The following is an 18,281-nucleotide window of genomic DNA, read 5'->3' as shown; positions in this document are numbered from 1 at the left end:
TGCAATGCTATTGTGCATCAATTGGTGCCGTCCAGCCCTGACTTGAACAGAAAGTCTGGTCTCAGGTTGAAGTCAGCCCCGGTAACCGATTGGCTGCCAATGATCTCGATGGGATCTGCAGTGAGTGGATCACAGGACCCATCCACACAATAACCACCACCATACCTGGCATCTATCAACGCACCATTGTTTGAAGTGGTCAGGAAATAGGTGCCAGGAGGGAAGCCAACCGTCATGTAATTTCCACTGGTGTCGGTTTCATAACTACCATAGTAAACACCGGCGCTGGTGTACACATTAACCATTACTCCGCCGGCGGGCAGCTGGGTTTCAAAATTCCTCACCTGGCCTGTGATGGTACCACCGGCATTCAGTCCAAAATCATAATTTGCACCATGGATGGAATCGATGCCCGGAGGCGTCGGCCCACCCAGGACAATCGGATCACCGGTGGTCACATCACAAGCCGAACCCGGACATGGGGTGCCATCAAACAAAATGTCAATCCAGCCACCGGCTTCGGTTTGTCGCAAACCCAGAAATGGCAGGTTTGAACCGTTGTTGGTCAAGGCATAGTACGTACCAGCAGGCAAACCACGCACGGTGAAATCACCATTGACATCGGTGGTGGCCCAGTTGGCAAACTCGCCGGCATCGTCATATACCAGCACATGCACGTCTTCAATCGGATTGGCTGAGCCCAGTTCTGTGATGGTGCCGGAGAAGGTAAACCCTGCCGACAGGGCAAAATCGATGCCAGTAACCGTAGCTGCATCTTCAGGATCTGCGTTCAATGGATCAAAAGCAAACACATTGACATTACCAGCGGTCAGATCACAGGTCACTCCCGGGCAATCGATGTTGCCACCCGGTGCGTATTTTTCCATCACATAGTTTTGTGGAGATGCATCGGCACCATTGAAAAACGTACCGGTGAACATGGTGCCGGTACGGACCGAATAACTGCCCGGTGGCAAAGCACGTCTGGCCAGGTAAGTGCCATCAGGGCGCACCTCTGAACCCCCGGCCACTGCACCAGCAGCATTATGAAACTGTACGTATTCAGTTTCGCCAGTGTCGATCGGCAAACCGGTGGTGAAATCAGTCACCGTACCGGCGATTTTGCCGCCATAATTCAACAGGAAATTAACCCCCAAACGTTGTTCCTGAGCACCCAGTACCACTGGATCACCTCCGGCTCCACGGTCACAACCACTCCAGGGACAGGCGATGTTCTCAAACAATTCCCGTTGATAAAATTCACGGCCCAGATCACCACCCTGAACAAAGTACATACCCGGTAGCAAGCCGCCAACTTTGTAACGGCCTTCATTTAATATATCAAAGTCAGTACCATAAATTATTTGTGTCGCCATCACCCGGTTATCATCACTGAAAATATAAATTAAGCCAAGTTGTTTTATGGTATCTGGGGCATTGTCGTTATCCAAAATTGCACCGGCAATACTGGCACCAAATTCAACCGCAAAATCGATGCCAGCTGTGGTCGCACCATTCACTGGATTGATGACATCACCAATGTCTTCAAAAATCAGACTGGAACAGGCATTACACTGGATGTTGTTGTACACCTCAGGAATGTGCTCGTTGGCCTCAATACTGGGATCCAGATACAAGCGGTAACTGCCGGCCGGTACGCCAGTAAGGGTGTAATTACCTGAGCCATCATAAACCGTTTGTATGTACCATTGATTACTGAAGTCGGTGGAATCCACCAAGCGCACATCAAAACTTTCGACGGCTGCTGCCGTGGCATCATCAACGATTTGTCCGGTGATGGTGGCGCCAATCACCAAATCAAAATCGATGCCGCCGACCACATCTGCCAACGCCAGGGTCAGGGTACTGTCGGCATCCGGCACACAGTTTGAACATTGTACGGTGCCAGTGGTTGAGTACATGGCATCAATATAGATGTCCTGGGCATCACTGATAACCACATAATAGTCATCTGCAGGCAATCCAGGAATGGTGTAGTTGCCACTGCCATCGGTGTTGGCTGAAGCGTACCAGCCGTTGTTGCCGACACTTCTGAGCTGCACCCACAAACCGCTTAATCCGGTAGAACCTTCAAACACGAAACCTGAGATTGATGCCCCAACCACCAGGTCAAGATCAATGCCATTGACCACGGCGCTGTCATCAGCCACCACCACGGTGTTGTTGGCCACATCACGGCAGTTGTTACACTGCACGGTGCCACCACTGGTCCAGACGGCATCAACATAGGCATCAATGCTGTCTACAGTGGCAACGTAGTAATTGCCGCCCACCAGACCGCTGAACGTATAGTTACCGGATGCATCGGTAACTTGATTGTCAACCCAGCCCCCAAATTCAGTATATAAAGTCACACTGACATTTTGCGTGGGTACTGCCCCCACCTGGACCTGGCCACTGACAGAAGCGGTTCCGCCTGCCACGGTTTCAATGACGGAAGGCTGCATCTGCTGCCGGAATTCATTGAGTTTGTGCTGCTGAATCTGTTTATCCAGTTTCGTTTTGCGTAAATTGAATTCCAGTTGTGTGATGCGTCGCTCTTCCAGCAACGCTTCAAGCACTCCCAGTTCAAACTCAGCGGCTGATGATTGTTGAGCCAGGCCGTTGAATGACAACAGCACAGCCAAGATGGTTAACAAGTATTTCATGGATTCCTCCCCGGTCAAAAAAAATAAACTCACAGCCAATTATGATAGCAACACATTTGACTCTGATGAAACTGATTTCGATGCTATTTACTGGTTTTTTTGGATATAGTGATTCAGTTAACAGTTTTTTCACTGCCACACTGCCAACTTTCTCCTGAAAATCTCTACCGGCTTTGCTTGAGACCGCGCAAACCGTTTGCTACAATGCGCGCCATCCGAGGGGTGGCCGGCAGGCCTGAGATGTCTTTTTGACAAACCCTTTGAACCTGATCCGGTTAATGCCGGCGTAGGAATGGGTATTCATCACGCCACAACCGGGTCTCTAGTTAACTATTGTAATGAGAGATCCCATGAACTTTAAATCATATCCAACGGCCACCTGGCTGCTGCTCGCCGGTTTCACCGTTGCCGCTCAGGCCAACGAAACCGAACAACTCACCGACCTCACTGTCACTGCTGACCTGCGTGATGACACCACCATCAGAGAAATTGCTTCCAGCGTCTCTGTGTTGGATGAAGACACCTTGTCTGAAGCAGGGGTACAACATTTTCAGGATGTTCTGGGCCTGGTTCCCAACCTCAACTGGGCAGGTTCCACCAGTCGCCCCCGCTATTTCCAGATCCGCGGCATCGGTGAACGCTCGCAGTATGAGGGCGCGCCCAACCCTTCAGTTGGCTTCATCATTGATGACATGGACTTCACTGCCATCGGTGGCGCAGCCACTTTATTTGATCTTCAGCAGATTGAAGTGCTGCGCGGACCACAAGGCACCCGTTATGGTGCCAATGCATTGGCCGGCCTGATCCACATCCGCAGCCAGGCACCTGAATACAACCAGGCGTATCACCTGGAAACCACCCTGGCCGACCAGGGTACTTATGCCGCCGGTTTCAGTGCCACCGGCGCATTGGGCGATGGTGACAAGGCGGCATATCGCTTTGCCATTCACCAGTTTCAAAGTGACGGCTTTCGCTTCAATGACTTTTTCAACCGTGATGACACCGATCAGAAAGATGAATTCATGACCCGGGGGAAAATCAACTGGCAACTGACTGACCACTGGACCGCCGACCTGACCCTGTTACTGGTCGACATCAACAATGGCTTTGATGTCTGGAACCCGGAAAACACCTTCACCACACATTCCGATGACCTGGGCATTGACAACCAAAGGTCAACTGGATTCAGCATCCGCAACACCGTTGAGGCAACGGCTTTTGATTTCATCAGCATCAGCAGTTATACCGATGCCGACATTCAATACTTTTTCGATGGTGACTGGGGCAATGATGCTTATTGGGGGGAGTTCGCACCCTATGATTTCACGTCAAACAATGACCGTGAGCGCAACCACCTGACCCAGGAATTTCGCCTGGTATCTCATACCGACGCCCGGATCTTCAATGATTCAACCGACTGGTTGGTGGGCTTTTATGCCGCACAACTGGATGAAGACAATGTCATCAATGATTTTTTCAATGATGAAGTTTACCGTGATTTCTACAGCTCATTTGAAGCCACTAATCTGGCATTATTCGCCCAGCTGGACAGCCACCTGACAGCGAACACCAAGCTGACCACCGGATTGCGTTTTGAGCAACGAAAATCAGATTACACTGACAATGGCGGCCTTGATTTATCCCCTGAAGATGACATGTGGGGCGGGCAGCTCTCGCTACAACATCAAATGAACCCGGGGCAAACGGTTTATGCCACACTTTCCAGAGGATACAAAGCCGGTGGTTTCAACCTCAGCCCATCATTGCCTGAAAGTCGCCGGGCCTACGACCCTGAATACCTGCTCAATTATGAAATCGGATTGAAAAGCCTGCTGTTGGACAACAGCCTGAGTCTGAACATCAGTGCGTTTTACAGCGAACGCACCGACATGCAGGTCAGCACCTCCGTCCAGGAAGACCCAACCGACCCATTGACTTTTGTGTTTTTCACCGGCAACGCGGCTGAAGGCACCAATCAAGGCATCGAAATTGACTGGCTGTATCAACTCAGCCGCAACTGGTCAATGTTCGGTTCGATCGGCTTATTGGATGCCACTTTCGATGATTATGTCACTGTGGACGATGATTTCAATGGCCGACAACAGGCCCATGCACCCGATTACACTTATCACCTGGGTTTGAGTTACCTGAGTGATCAGGGCTGGTTTGCCCGTGCTGACCTGAATGGTTCAGATGGTTTTTACTTTTCTGATTCGCATGACCAACAAGCCCAAAAACGCGACATCCTGAACCTCAAAGTCGGCTACCAGTCTGACCATTGGTCGGTCTATGCATGGGGACGTAATGTACTGGATGAATCCTATGCAGTGCGTGGTTTTTACTTTGGTTTGGAGCCACCTGATTATGCTGATACACTGTATCAACACCTGGGTGATCCACAGCATTTTGGCATCACTGCATTGTTTGACTTTTAAAGGCCATGATCATGAAGGTATCTGTCGAAATCAGTCTGTATCCGCTGGATCAGCAATACATCCCACCCATCCAGGAATTCATCGATCGGTTGTCGGCATATGATGAACTGGAAGTGATTGGCAACACCATGAGCACCCAGGTATACGGAGACTATACCCGGGTGCTGGAAGTGGTCAGCCAGGAAATGCAGCGCACCCACCAAAACACGCCCAAAGCCGCCTTTGTGATGAAGGTATTGAATGGAGACCTGTCTCCGGATGCATGACATCTGGACAGACATCCTGACAGCCTGGCAGGCGCAGTCAATGCTTGAGGTGGTGGCTGTCCTCGCTGCCATCGCCTATCTGGTGCTGGCCATCCGGGAAAATATTTGGTGCTGGCTGTTCGCTTTTATCAGCACTGCCATCTACATCTATCTGTTTCACCAGGTTTCACTGTTGTCAGAATCATTGCTGAATGTTTATTACCTGCTGATGGCTGTTTATGGGTGGTACCAATGGCGATTTGGTGACCATCACCATGAACGTCAGATCATCAGCTGGCCGATGAAAAAACACCTCGCCCTGATAGTCATCACTGCCGGTATGGTGCCCATTCTGGGCTACCTCACCAGTCAACTGGGGGCGAGCATGCCTTACCTGGACGCCTTCACCACCTGCTTTGCGGTTCTGGCCACCGTGATGGTCGCTCACAAAGTGCTGGAAAACTGGTATTACTGGCTGATCATCAACCTCACTTCGGTGTACCTGTTCGCGGCCAAATCTTTGTCCCTGACTGCTGCGCTGTTTGCATTGTATGTGGTCCTGACTGTGGTTGGCCTGATCAACTGGAACCGGCATTATGATCGACAACAGCGTTTGGCATGATCGTTTACTGAGCATCCCTGTGGTGGCCAAAGCCGGCTTACTTGGCTGGCAAGCACTGCAACCAGGCAGCAACCAAAATTTCAAAATCGAAACCACCCAAGGACATTGGGTGGTTCGTTTCAATCAAAGCATACCTGGCGTGGACCGCCTTGTTGAACAACAACTGTTGCAACAACTGCAGCATCTTGCCTGGCTACCGACGATGATTGACTGTGATCCCGGCGCCGGTTATCTGATCACTGAATTCATTGAACAGTCTGTTTGGCAAAAAAGTGATTTCAGCAATCCACAACGGATCACCCAATTGGCTGATCAATTGCGTCTCATCCATCTACAACCCTGTGATCAAGCTCCCACCAGACTGGACAGGCGCATTCAGTATTATCTGTCACAAACCCAGGTGGCTGCTGACTTGCAAAGGCGACTGACTCAGGGTATCGACACACTGGAACAACTGCAATTCTGGACAGCCTGCCGCTGGCTGTGCCACCACGACCTGAACCCTGGTAATTTACTCGGCCATAAACCGGTTTACCTGATTGACTGGGAGTTTGCCGGCCAGGGACATGCCATTCTGGATTGGTTGATCATGGAGCAGGAAAGTGGTGCCGACTTGTCAAGCTGGTATCCCGAAGACACCCGCCCGGACTGGATCATCCCCTTGAAAACGCTGATCTCTGACCTGATGAAGTTATGGAACAGTCTGACCACAGCAAGAATTCAAAATTGTTAAAAAAAACCCTTTTCTTCCTGGGAAAATCAAGTAGAATATCGCCCCTCAGCAGTTCACACTGCTGATGTCTATGCCCAGGTGGTGAAATTGGTAGACACGCCAGCTTCAGGTGCTGGTGGCCGCAAGGTCGTGGAGGTTCAAGTCCTCTCCTGGGCACCATTGTTATGTAACACCCTGACTTTTCTTTCAAGTCAAAAAAGCACACTCCTCTTGTTTGTTATCTGATTGCCCCCGTTCTTTGTATGGATCACTTGCGCAGCAGACTCGGCTCCCCTATGATGTACCTATAATCATAATTAAATTGGTCTTTTTAATGGCCAGTAAACAACGGCGGGGAATCACATGAATTACATCACGGACATCCATCAGGTCAACACCAGCAAACTCAGCACCCTCATGACGGCCAGCCTGCAGGCATACAATGCCTTCAGTGATAAGCATCCGGCGGTTTGTCAGTCTGCTGCCATCAAACCACCGGCAGGGTTTGTCTGTGTAACTTGCTGGACAGGTATTGACTCACTGTTTACTCACGACAAAACCGAAGAAATATTTGGCGTGGTGTTTCGCTCCAAACAAGCACCTTACACCTATATTTTCGCTTTTCGCGGTACCGCTTCCATCCTCGATATTCTTGATGATCTGGGCGCAGAGCACCGCTCGTTCAAGCCCTATGATGCCAAACAACACGTCTCTTCAGAAGTCGAAGCTGAAGCGGGCTTTTATGACATTTATACCGAACAAACAGCAACCGTTAAGCCCATGCAACAGCAGTTATTTGAGTTGCTCGACCAATACCAGCAATCAGACAAACCGATCGCTGAATTATGGATCACCGGTCACAGCCTGGGCTCTTCACTGAGCACCCTGTTCTCCCTGGATGTAGGACTGTCACGTCCGGACATTCGCGCCACCAACATCAATTTTGCCTGCCCACGCACCGGCAACCAGGCTTTTGTTGATTTATTTGAACAGACACTGAAACCACACAACACCCTCAGGGTACAAAATACCTATGATGCTGTTCCCTGTGTACCTTTGGAGGACATGGGTTATGCCCACACGCCCTGGGCTTTGTTGCTGGCATTCTACGAGAAAGGTTTCATTGATCAGGCCAACTTGCTGGCCAGACATTCTGCGCTGAATTATCAAGCAGTGATCAATTGCGCCAAACAGTCATCGTCCGGGGTATGTTTGAATGACGACCTGCATGACAAAGACAATGGCGACCAATTGGTCAGTGTGCAGCCCTCTTCCAGCAATTTGTGCGAATTTTATCTGGCGCATTCAAAAACCGACTGACAACACCGCAGTGCCATCAGCCGGTTTTTATGGATGAACGTTGTGGACGTTAACTGGCCTGATTAACCAGTGACCTCAGTCTGTTGATTTCTCCAACAATGAGGTCAATGTCTTCTTTGCGGTTCTTTTGAAATGACAATTTCACCATCTCTCTTTGCAGCAGTTTGATCCGTTCGGTCAGTTCTGTATTGGGATTCAGTCTGATTTTTTTATTGCGGATGCTGGCGATGGATTTTCTGGCAATTGATTGTTCTAACATGGTTTGTGCGCCTCTCTATAACAGGTCAAATTCGCTCTCAGTGAAGGTCAGGTTCACTGCCTCTACGCACACAATAAATACATATTATTACAATTTAAATAAACCAACAAGTCTTTTCATGGCCACTTGATAAAATGTGCGGATTTTGCTAAATTTTTGTGATGAAGCTAACACTTTTGATGCTGTCGGTCAGTCTGGCGTTATTGACCTGCAAACACAGCCTGGCCAAAAAATACTACAAGCATGTTGACGATAACGGCATCATTCATTATTCGGACCAACCACCGGCTGACACCGAAGAATTCGAAAGCTGGCAAGTCAGGCCTGAAGACACTGAATTTGAAGTGACGGTGGTCAACCGGGGCACCAAACAGTCACCGGTTTACTATGCCGTTAATCCATACCATGGTCCGGTAGAAGTCGCGATGACTTTTATCAGCCGCCAGAATGTTGAAGCAGACCCTCCGTGGCCAGCCAATTATGTGGTACCTGCCAACAGTGACATGTACCTGGCCACCATCAAACCCCTGGATCGGTATCAGTCTTGGGCCTTTCAATACAACATATCATCAACCCTTGGAGACCCAGGGGCAGTGCATGATAACCAACACCCCTATCACTTGCCTTTTCCTGGTAACCAGCACCACTTCATCACCCAGGGTTTTGGCGGTACATTCAGCCACAAGGATGAACAAAACCGCTACGCACTGGACATTTCTTTACCAGAAGGTACACCGGTATTGGCGGCCCGTGAGGGCGTGGTCATGGACATCGCTGAAGACTTTTATGATGGCGGCACCGACAGCCGCAATATGCAAAGGGGCAATTACATCCGCATCCTGCATGATGATGGCTCTATGGCCATTTATGCCCATTTACAGTTGGAATCAGTCGAAGTGGCCAGGGGGCAACGGGTAGAGGCACAACAACCAATTGCCAAATCAGGCAACACTGGTTTCACCAGCGGGCCTCACCTGCATTTCGCCATCCAGGTGAATGCCGGCCTGAAACTGGTGTCGGTGCCGTTTAAACTGCGGTACAAATCAGGTGAAATCAAAACCCCGATGATGGGACCGATATGATTCACCTCAGGGGCCTGGATTCAGATTAAAGCCATCCCTGAAAATCAGATCATTTCCCGGATCACACACCATCATCACAATAGCAAAACCCGGAGGCTTCACAGGGGGCTGGCTGACCCAGCTTCAATCAACCACCGGCAATTGCGAGGTGCGTTTTTTCTCCTGCATCGAGAAACTGGTATTCACCGAACGAATGGACGGCAGACGGAGGATTTTTTCGTAGATCAGCTGGTTGTAGGCCTGCATGTCGGTGGCGACGATTTTCAACAGGTAATCGTATTCACCACTGGTGGCATGACATTCCAAAATCTCCGGCCACTGCTGAATGCCTTCATCAAATTGTCGCACCGTATCCGGATGGTGGTTATCCAGGGAAATCTGAGCAAATGCCGTCAGATTAAGACCAAGCTTTTGCTGGTCGACAATGGCGGTGTAACCGGTGATCAAGCCTTGCTTTTCCAGGGCATCCACCCGTCGCCAGCACGGCGCCTGCGACAGCGACACCAGACTGGCCAGGTCCTTGTTGGTGATGCGGCCGTCTTTTTGCAGCGCCACTAGAATCTTTTTGTCATATGTGTCCATGTCAAACAATTTATATTCATATATAACTATTTTCAAGAAATATTTATGCTTCAGTTAGATGTTTCACGCATGGTTTGGCAAGCACATTTTAATCCTGATCACCGATAATGGTTGGTTTGAATACCGAGCCCGTCCATGCAACTGATCAAAGATCAACACAACTCAGCCAGTACCATCGACTGGCAAAAACTGGCCCAAACCTTGCTCACCTCCCGCGCATTGGATGACCTGGAAGAATTTGAACTGGTCAAACAAAAGAAAGTCCTGTATCAATTTTCTGCCCGGGGGCACGACATGGCACAAATCATGCTTGGACAAATGCTGGACCGCAAAAAGGATGCTGTTTCAGGTTACTACCGCTCCCGCCCTCTGTTGATGTCACTCGGACTGCCAGTGGAACAATTTCTGCAAGCCACCATGATGCGTCAGGGGGGCTTTTCCAATGGCCGTGACATTGGCGTGGTGTTCAATCAACCCAATCACGACGGCGCTTGCGTGCTGCCCATGTCTGGCGGCGTGGGGGCTCAGTACACCCCGGTAGCCGGCTGGGCTCAAGCCATTGAATACCACCGCAAGGAATTGAAAAATCCCGCTTGGGATGATGCCATGGGCCTGGTACTTGGCGGTGACGGTTCTGTGGCAACCAATGGTTTTTGGTCGGCGCTGACCATGGCCACCACCCTGCAATTACCCATGTTGTTTTACATCGAAGACAACGGCTATGGCATTTCTGTGCCCTCCAGTTTTCAGACTCCTGGCGGTAACATCGTTAAAAACCTGGCTTCTTTCAAAGGCATACATCTGTTGTCCGGTGATGGCACCAATCCCGAAGAGGCAGCCAATCTCATTCAGCAAGCCAACGATCATGTTCGCGATCAGCGCAAACCAGTGTTACTGAGGTTGACGGTACCCCGCCTGAACGGCCATTCAGCACAAGACACACAAAGTTATAAATCTGAGGAACGGATTGCTTTTGAACAACAGCACGACCCATTACCCAAACTGCAAAAATACCTGTTTTCTCATGGCCTGGCCAGCAAACAGGATTGGCAACAGTGGGAGCAGGATGCCAAAGACCTGACCCGTCAGGCAGCTGAGGCCGTGGATCAACAACCATATGCCAATCCGGCAGAAGTGGAAACCCATGCCTTCGAAGAATTTGATGAGCAAGGCCAGCCCATCCTGCAACAGCAAGGGGGTATTCATCTGGAACGCCCAATTTTTCCACCGGCCTCAGAAGAAGTCATCGCCGAACCAGGCCGCATTAATATGGTCACCGCAATCCGCAAAACCCTGGATTTTGAACTGAGCCACAACAATAAAATGCTGGTCTTTGGCGAAGACGTTGGCGCCAAAGGCGGGGTACATGCAGTGACCCTGGGTTTACAGGAAAAACATGGCGAAGCGCAGGTGTTCGACACCAGTCTGTCAGAGGAAGGCATCATTGGTCGTTCACTGGGAATGGCCCTTGCCGGGCTGTTACCGGTACCAGAGATTCAATTCCGCAAATACGCTGATCCGGCTGAAGAACAACTGAATGAAACCGGCTCCATGCGCTGGCGCACCAACAACCGTTTTGCCGCACCCATGGTGGTGCGCATGGCCGGTGGTTATTTTGGCTGTGGCGATCCCTGGCATTCACAGTGTGCTGAAGTCAAATGGGTACATGCCATTGGCTGGCAAGTGGCCATGCCCTCCAATGCCGAAGATGCTGTGGGTCTGTTACGCTATGCATTGCGCAACAATAACCCCACCATCTTTTTTGAACACCGCAAAATGCTCGACCACATGTGGGCCAGGCGCCCCTATCCGGGTGATCAGTACATCATCCCGTTCGGCAAGGGCAAAAAAATCTTATCCGGCGATCGTCTGACGGTGGTCAGCTGGGGCGGCATGGTACACATGTGCCAAAGCGCCATCGAACAAACCGGCGTCGAAGCAGAACTGATTGACCTGCGCACCCTGCGTCCCTGGGACAAAGACATGGTGCTGGAATCGGTTAAGCGCACCGGTCGCTGCCTGATTGTTCACGAAGACAATGTTTCCGCAGGGTTCGGGGCAGAAATTGCCGCCGTGCTGGCCAAAGAAGCCTTTTTCTTTCTGGATGCACCGATTGAACGCCTGGCCACTGCTGACATTGGTAATCCCCATGATCCTCAATTGATGGAACACGCGCTGCCCAATCCGGACCGCATCGCCAGGCGCATTATGGAGCTGGACCAGGTATGAACCAACTGACAGAGATCAAACTGAATGCCGATCAGACCGAAGGCACCCAGGCCACCGTGGCCCAATGGCTGAAACAAGTCGGTGAACAGGTGGTTAAAGACGAGCCCATCATTGAACTGGAAACCGATAAAGTAATGATGGAAGTGATCGCCCCTGCCGATGGTGTACTGCACGAAATTCTGGTCACTGAAGGGGAACCTGCAGAAGAAAATAAAATATTGGGAACCATTCAAACCGGGGCAGTGTCCAAAGCAGCGAACGAAACAAATACAGAAGAAACTGCTACTCCAAATCAGGTTTCAACCGAGTTACCTCGTAAAGACCCGACTGCCGGACAACCCGATCCTCCTTCTACCTTCATAAGTCCGGCAGTTCGGCGTTTACTTCAACAGCATCCGCTGGACATCAACCAAATCTCTGGTACCGGCAAAAACAACCGGGTCACCACCCGTGACATCAAAGCTCATCTGGCCGGCAAACCCGCCAGCGCGGCACCGGTCACACCGATTGAAGCTGGCAGTGAACTGATTCCACATACCCCAATGCGTCAACGCATTGCCGAACACATGCAGATGAGTGTGCAAACCGCACCACATGTGACTTCGGTTTTTGATCTGGATCTAACGGCCATCATCCGCCACCGCAAAGCCCACAAAGAAACCCTGGCGGCTCGCGGCATCAAACTGACTTTCACCGCTTACTTCATGGCCGCCGCCGTACAGGCCATCAAGCACCAGCCCAAGGTCAACAGTCGCTTTCATGAGCACGGTCTGGAGGTCTTCAAGCACGTCAACATGGGTTTTGGCACCGCACTGGGTGATGACGGTCTGATCGTACCAGTGATAAAGCAATGCCAGAACCTCCATCTGGAACAAATCGCTGAACAGTTGACTGAGCTGACCGACAAAGCCCGCAACAACAGACTGACCCCTAAAGACACCCAGGGTGGCACCTTCACCATTTCCAACCACGGTGTTTCCGGCTCGCTGGTGGCCACACCAATTATTATTAACCAGCCCCAATCTGCCATCCTCGGCTTGGGCAAAATGGAAAAACGGGTGGTGGTCGAAGAACACAACGGCCAGGACATGATGGTCATCAAGCCGATGTGCTTTGTCAGCCTGACCATTGACCACCGTTCGCTGGATGCCTACCAGACCAATGACTTCCTCAGTCACTTCAAGCAGGTGATCGAGAACTGGACTTGAAATCACTGGTGGACGGCCACAAAAAAACCCGCCTGATGGCGGGTTTTTTTATGCTCTTTATTCATCTGAATCAGATGATTCTGCCTAAATATACCAGGGCCAGAATCAACGCCACCAGGCCCAACATTTCCTGCTTTGGCTCAAGAGCCGCCCATATTTTATTCAATGGCCCATTGATCTTTTCATTAGAACTGGTCCATTCACTGAGCTGACCTTTGGCAAACACCAAGCCCAGCGCCAGCATCACCAAAGCGCTGGCCATGGCAATCAACCAGGTCAGGAAGGCGTATTTGAGCATCGGTCCGATGTACCAGAACAGGCGGATCACCCACCACAGGCCCAAAAAGATGGCAACCAATCCCACCCAACCTGATGAATCCTTCAAAAAATCAGTCAGGTTTTTACTGGCTGGAATCAATTCCCCCACTTTCCCGGCGGCTGCGATCAACCCCAGGGCAATCAATGTGATTAAAAATACCCAAGACATGGTGACTCCTCTTAATGTGATAAAACAATGATTTTAGCAAACCTCGGTTTAAATTGCATGATGCCAGTTGGCACATCTTGCAATTGGGGTAACTGTTCACACTTTTGCCACACGGCTGATTCATGTTTCGTTGCTCGTCCGGCATCAACCGCTATCGGATCACCCACAGCCAATGTTAAAATGCAGCTTTTCCTCACCCTGATATTGAAATGAGACCATCTGCCAGAGAAGCCAACGAACTCAGACCCGTGACCATTGAGCGTCATTACACCATGCATGCCGAAGGCTCAGTCCTGATCAGCTGTGGCAACACCAAGGTGCTGTGCAATGCCAGTATTGAAGACCGCCTGCCGGGATGGCTCAGGGGCAGCAAACAGGGCTGGGTGACCGCCGAATATGGCATGTTGCCACGCTCCACCAATTCCCGCATGGGCCGCGAAGCAGCGCGTGGCAAACAAGGTGGCCGAACACTGGAGATCCAACGCCTGATTGCGCGCTCCTTGCGTGCAGTGGTAGATTTGAAAGCCCTGGGCGAACGTGTCATCACTGTCGACTGTGATGTCATCCAGGCCGATGGCGGCACCCGCACCGCCTCCATCACCGGTGCCTATGTGGCGATGTATGATGCGATCGACTCATTGGTCAAAGACGGTACCCTTAAACATAACCCGATACATGGACAGGTGGCTGCGGTGTCCGTCGGCATATTCAAGAACCAGGCCGTACTTGACCTGGATTACCCGGAAGACTCCAATGCCGAAACCGACATGAACATCGTGATGAACGACGGTGGCCATTTCATCGAAGTCCAGGGCACCGCTGAAGGCCACGCGTTCCGCCGTGATGAACTCAATGAATTACTGGACCTTGGAGAATCCGGTATCAGGCAATTGATTGATCATCAGAATCAGGCCCTGGCCAAATAACCATGAACATCATCCTCGCCAGTGGCAATGCCGGCAAACTCAAGGAATTTAGCCAGGCTTTTGCTGATCTGGGGATTGCATTACAGCCACAGCCAAAAACAGTTGCCTATGAGGTGGCGGAAACCGGCACCACATTTATAGAGAATGCCATCATCAAAGCCCGTCATGCCAGTCAGCTCAGCGGGTTACCGGCACTGGCAGATGATTCCGGATTGATTGTCCCCGTCTTGCAGGGGCAACCCGGAGTGCGCTCAGCTCGCTATGCAGGAGATGACGCCAGCGATCAGCAAAACGTGGATAAACTACTGATTGAACTGGCAGGCAGTGACGTCCGGTCGGCGCATTTTTATTGCTGCCTGGTGTTCATGCGTCACCACCTGGATCCCGATCCGCTGATCGCCAAAGGTTTGTGGCACGGTGAAATATCCACGGTGGCCAGTGGAGAGGGAGGGTTTGGCTATGACCCGGTGTTTTTCATTCCGTCGCTGAAGTGCACCGCTGCAGAACTCGAGCCGGAACAAAAAAAACAATTATCTCACCGTGGCCAGGCCATCCGGCAACTGCATCCGCAACTGGCCAGTCTGTTATAACATGCTGATCCCACCCAAACTGAGTCTGTACATCCATTTTCCCTGGTGCGTGCGCAAATGTCCTTACTGTGATTTTAATTCCCACGAACTGAAAAACCAGCTGGATCAGCAAGCCTATATCGAAGCACTGGTCAGTGATCTGCAGCAGGACCTGCCCCAGGTCTGGGGCCGCACAGTCAACAGCATTTTCATGGGTGGCGGCACCCCAAGTTTATTCGGTGCCGGCAGCATGCAAACCCTGATGAATCAGGTGCGGGCCTTGCTACCACTGCGGCCGGATGCCGAGGTCACCATGGAGGTCAACCCGGGCAGCCAGGAATTCGATGACTTTTCCGGTTACCTGACAGCCGGCATCAACCGACTGTCATTCGGCATTCAGTCTCTGGATGATGACCAGCTTCACAAACTTGGCCGCATACACAACGCTGACCAGGCCCGTAAGGCGGTGCAAATGGCCAGGCAAAGTGGTTATGACAATTACAACCTGGACCTGATGTTTGGCCTGCCGGGGCAAACCTTGCAACAGGCCAAAGAGGATTTGCTGCAATTACTGGACATGGAACCAAGCCACGTTTCTTATTATCAGCTGACCATCGAGCCCAATACCCTGTTTGCAGTTAAAACACCCCGGCACCTGCCAGACACTGAATTGCAGCACGACATGTTCGCTCAGGGTCAGCAACTGTTGACCGAACATGGCTTCACTCAATACGAGGTCTCGGCATATGCCCGCAATGGCCATCAGAGTGAGCACAACATGAATTACTGGCAATTTGGTGATTATCTTGGCATCGGTGCGGGCGCTCACAGCAAACTGACCATGGGACATTCAGGTCAGGTGCAACGACAAATCAAACAAAAACACCCGCAAACATACCTCCAAAAAGCGCACAATGAACAGCGCATTGTGGAAACCCGTGTGCTGGAGCCTGCAGACCTGACATTTGAGTTTTTATTGAATCACCTGCGCATCAAAACACCCCTGACCTGGCAACGTTTCACCGACACAACCGGTTTGCCGGCTGCTGCCATCCAATCAGTTTTTAACAAGCAGGTGCCTGAAGACTGGTATCTGTTGGATGATCAAGGCGTGCAATTGACCGAACAAGGCTTTTTGATGAGTGATGAAATCTTACAAAAATTGCTTTGATCGCGTTGACTTTTGATGTGATTGACACAATAAATCAGTACAATTACTGTCCGATCATTTAACACAGCAACATGACCAACCGACGCACCTTTGTCAGTAACCTGCTTAAAATTTCAGCTTTGAGCCTGACCTACCCGGCCGTCAGCCTGGCGGGCCAAAAAGAACAACAGGCCATGCGGCACCTGTTACCGGCCGATCACAATGGCATCAGGTTGCCTTACGGCTTTAAATCCCGCATCGTCGCTCAAGCCGGCGTTCAACCCAGCAGCAACAGTTCCTACCGTTGGCATCAATTGCCCGATGGCGGTGCCGTTTTCAAAGACCGCAGCCGCAGCAACCACGGTGGTTGGGTGTATGCCTGTAATGAAGAAAGCAAAACCGGCGGTGTCGGCGCTTTGAAATTCAACGCACAAGGGGACGTGATTGATGCCTATCGCATTCTGGACAACACCCTATGGAACTGTGCCGGTGGCAAAACCCCCTGGAACACCTGGTTGTCAGCCGAAGAAACCCCCTATGGCATGGTGTGGGAGACCGATCCCTTTGGCTTGAATCCAGCCAAACGCATTGACTGTCTGGGTTCCTTTGAGCACGAAGCCTGTGCCGTGGATCCGGTGCATCGGGTGATCTACCTGACCGAAGATGAAAAGAACGGCTGTTTTTACCGCACGGTTCTGCCGAATTATCCAAGTTATACAGGTGGCCGCTTGCAAGTGGCAGAAGTTCAGGGCGATCCCATGCAGGGACCAGCCAAAGTCAGCTGGCACGATGTACCCGATCCCAACCCGGTTAAACCCGAATTGGAAACCCGTTTTCAGGTCAAAAAAGCCACTGAATTCAATGGCGGAGAAGGCTTGTGGTTTTATGCCGGACATGTGTATTTTTCCACCAAAGGTGACAACCGCATCTGGTCATTGAACACCGAAACACAAACCATCAAAGTCATTTATGATTTCAAAACCAGCGCATACCCGGTGCTTTCAGGCGTGGACAACATCACCGTAGACAATCACGGCACCTTATTTGTCTGCGAAGATGGTGGCAATATGCAAATTGTGATGCTCAATGAAGCCGGTGTGGCCATACCTTTGTTACACATTGAAAATCAACAGAAATCAGAAATCACCGGAGTGGCGTTCACTGATGATGGTACGCGTATGTATTTCAATTCACAGCGCGGCCCTTCTGCCGGACAATCCCGAGGGATCACTTATGAAGTGACCGGCCCATTTGAGCACCTGAAACAATTTTTCAAAACCAGTTGATCATTGGCGCTGAGCAGTCATCAGCGCATAATGGTATGTGCTGTTTTGCTGCTCATAGCCCAGCTTCTGATACAACGCCTGAGCCTGCACATTATCCCAGTCCGTTTCCAGAATGATGCCTTTGGCAGCGGTGTCTTCAGCCCATTGTCTGGCGCACTCCATCAGCGCATTGGCCACCCCCCGTTGCCGGGCATCTGCCGCCACAAACAAATCATTCAGGATCCACAGACGCTGCATGGATACAGAAGAAAAGCTGGGGAACAGTTGGGTGAAGCCCAACACTGCGGAATCATCCTCAGCCAGGAAAATAACCGATTCCTGTTGATTGAGGCGCTGATGTAAAAACGCCCGGGCACCGGCCATATCTGGTGCCTGATGATAAAATTGACGGTAGGCATCGAACAAGGGCGCCAATACGGACACGTCTTCAAGCCTGGCTTTTCTGACCTTCATGATTGCACTTCACATTATTACGACTTATGATGATTATAGTATCTAAT

The 18,281-nt window shown here is 50.9% G+C and carries 17 protein-coding genes, 1 tRNA gene and 1 riboswitch; of the genes, 13 read left to right on the top strand and 5 right to left on the bottom strand.

All coding sequences use genetic code 11. From position 1 onward, the window contains the following. Positions 1 to 17: 17 nt before the first annotated feature. Positions 18 to 2,669: a carboxypeptidase regulatory-like domain-containing protein gene (locus tag B0475_RS01750; RefSeq protein WP_077409685.1), complete on the bottom strand. Its 2,652-nt coding sequence runs from the start codon at positions 2,667 to 2,669 to the stop codon at positions 18 to 20. Positions 2,670 to 2,877: 208 nt separating this feature from the next. Then, positions 2,878 to 2,979: riboswitch (TPP riboswitch) on the top strand. Positions 2,980 to 3,019: 40 nt separating this feature from the next. Here B0475_RS01750 and B0475_RS01745 point away from each other — a divergent pair. The 6 genes from B0475_RS01745 (at position 3,020) to B0475_RS01720 (ending at position 8,003) form a co-directional block, all read left to right on the top strand. Further along, entirely contained in the window at positions 3,020 to 5,104 is a 2,085-nt protein-coding gene (locus B0475_RS01745; RefSeq protein ID WP_198538067.1) for a TonB-dependent receptor, read from the top strand. 11 nt (positions 5,105 to 5,115) lie between these two features. Continuing rightward, positions 5,116 to 5,370, top strand: coding sequence for a YkoF family thiamine/hydroxymethylpyrimidine-binding protein (locus B0475_RS01740; protein WP_077409866.1), 255 nt, complete (start codon positions 5,116 to 5,118; stop codon positions 5,368 to 5,370). After that, positions 5,345 to 5,971 (top strand): nicotinamide riboside transporter PnuC, encoded by a 627-nt coding sequence (pnuC, locus tag B0475_RS01735; RefSeq protein ID WP_232781823.1) that lies wholly within the window; start codon positions 5,345 to 5,347, stop codon positions 5,969 to 5,971. Before B0475_RS01740 ends, pnuC begins: the two co-directional genes overlap by 26 nt. Continuing rightward, positions 5,946 to 6,704, top strand: a complete 759-nt coding sequence (locus B0475_RS01730) for a phosphotransferase (protein ID WP_077409682.1) — start codon at positions 5,946 to 5,948, stop codon at positions 6,702 to 6,704. Before pnuC ends, B0475_RS01730 begins: the two co-directional genes overlap by 26 nt. A 72-nt stretch (positions 6,705 to 6,776) precedes the next feature. Then, a tRNA-Leu gene (locus B0475_RS01725) sits at positions 6,777 to 6,863 on the top strand. 183 nt (positions 6,864 to 7,046) lie between these two features. After that, positions 7,047 to 8,003: a lipase family protein gene (locus B0475_RS01720; RefSeq protein ID WP_077409681.1), complete on the top strand. Its 957-nt coding sequence runs from the start codon at positions 7,047 to 7,049 to the stop codon at positions 8,001 to 8,003. A 49-nt stretch (positions 8,004 to 8,052) separates the two neighbouring features. On the opposite strand, the gene B0475_RS01715 is transcribed toward B0475_RS01720, so the two are convergent. Further along, on the bottom strand, positions 8,053 to 8,262 hold the full coding sequence (locus B0475_RS01715; protein WP_077409680.1) for a hypothetical protein: 210 nt from the start codon (positions 8,260 to 8,262) through the stop codon (positions 8,053 to 8,055). 161 nt (positions 8,263 to 8,423) lie between these two features. Here B0475_RS01715 and B0475_RS01710 point away from each other — a divergent pair, with 161 nt between their 5' ends. Then, complete coding sequence (locus tag B0475_RS01710; protein ID WP_077409679.1) at positions 8,424 to 9,344, top strand: peptidoglycan DD-metalloendopeptidase family protein; 921 nt, start codon at positions 8,424 to 8,426, stop codon at positions 9,342 to 9,344. A 123-nt stretch (positions 9,345 to 9,467) separates the two neighbouring features. Here the strand turns inward: B0475_RS01710 and B0475_RS01705 are convergent, their stop codons facing one another. After that, positions 9,468 to 9,926 (bottom strand): Lrp/AsnC family transcriptional regulator, encoded by a 459-nt coding sequence (locus B0475_RS01705; RefSeq protein WP_077409678.1) that lies wholly within the window; start codon positions 9,924 to 9,926, stop codon positions 9,468 to 9,470. Between the two features lie 135 nt (positions 9,927 to 10,061). Between B0475_RS01705 and B0475_RS01700 the strand changes: the two genes are divergently transcribed. Together B0475_RS01700 and B0475_RS01695 are read left to right on the top strand one after the other, a co-directional pair. Further along, on the top strand, positions 10,062 to 12,155 hold the full coding sequence (locus B0475_RS01700) for an alpha-ketoacid dehydrogenase subunit alpha/beta (protein WP_077409677.1): 2,094 nt from the start codon (positions 10,062 to 10,064) through the stop codon (positions 12,153 to 12,155). Beyond that, on the top strand, positions 12,152 to 13,363 hold the full coding sequence (locus B0475_RS01695; RefSeq protein ID WP_077409676.1) for a dihydrolipoamide acetyltransferase family protein: 1,212 nt from the start codon (positions 12,152 to 12,154) through the stop codon (positions 13,361 to 13,363). Before B0475_RS01700 ends, B0475_RS01695 begins: the two co-directional genes overlap by 4 nt. 70 nt (positions 13,364 to 13,433) lie before the next feature. On the opposite strand, the gene B0475_RS01690 is transcribed toward B0475_RS01695, so the two are convergent. Then, positions 13,434 to 13,850, bottom strand: a complete 417-nt coding sequence (locus B0475_RS01690) for a hypothetical protein (protein ID WP_077409675.1) — start codon at positions 13,848 to 13,850, stop codon at positions 13,434 to 13,436. Between the two features lie 209 nt (positions 13,851 to 14,059). On the opposite strand from B0475_RS01690, the gene rph reads away from it, so the two are divergent. The 4 genes from rph (at position 14,060) to B0475_RS01670 (ending at position 17,781) form a co-directional block, all read left to right on the top strand. Then, complete coding sequence (gene rph, locus B0475_RS01685) at positions 14,060 to 14,776, top strand: ribonuclease PH (protein ID WP_077409674.1); 717 nt, start codon at positions 14,060 to 14,062, stop codon at positions 14,774 to 14,776. Positions 14,777 to 14,778: 2 nt separating this feature from the next. Further along, a complete protein-coding gene (gene rdgB, locus B0475_RS01680; RefSeq protein ID WP_077409673.1) occupies positions 14,779 to 15,366 on the top strand; it encodes an RdgB/HAM1 family non-canonical purine NTP pyrophosphatase in 588 nt (195 codons plus the stop codon). A gap of 1 nt (position 15,367) precedes the next feature. Then, positions 15,368 to 16,516, top strand: a complete 1,149-nt coding sequence (gene hemW / locus B0475_RS01675; protein WP_077409672.1) for a radical SAM family heme chaperone HemW — start codon at positions 15,368 to 15,370, stop codon at positions 16,514 to 16,516. Positions 16,517 to 16,587: 71 nt separating this feature from the next. Further along, the gene (locus B0475_RS01670) at positions 16,588 to 17,781 is read left to right on the top strand and encodes an alkaline phosphatase PhoX (protein WP_077409671.1); all 1,194 of its coding nucleotides are present in this window, start codon (positions 16,588 to 16,590) and stop codon (positions 17,779 to 17,781) included. Here B0475_RS01670 and B0475_RS01665 read toward each other — a convergent pair whose 3' ends face one another. After that, positions 17,782 to 18,234 (bottom strand): GNAT family N-acetyltransferase, encoded by a 453-nt coding sequence (locus B0475_RS01665; RefSeq protein ID WP_077409670.1) that lies wholly within the window; start codon positions 18,232 to 18,234, stop codon positions 17,782 to 17,784. It abuts the gene before it with no gap. Positions 18,235 to 18,281 lie beyond the last annotated feature (47 nt).

Origin of the sequence: Marinicella sediminis, assembly GCF_002000055.1 — a bacterium.
GTDB lineage: Bacteria > Pseudomonadota > Gammaproteobacteria > Xanthomonadales > Marinicellaceae > Marinicella > Marinicella sediminis.
The sequence above is the reverse complement of the archived record's forward strand: the minus strand, read 5'-3'. Positions and strand labels throughout refer to the sequence as shown.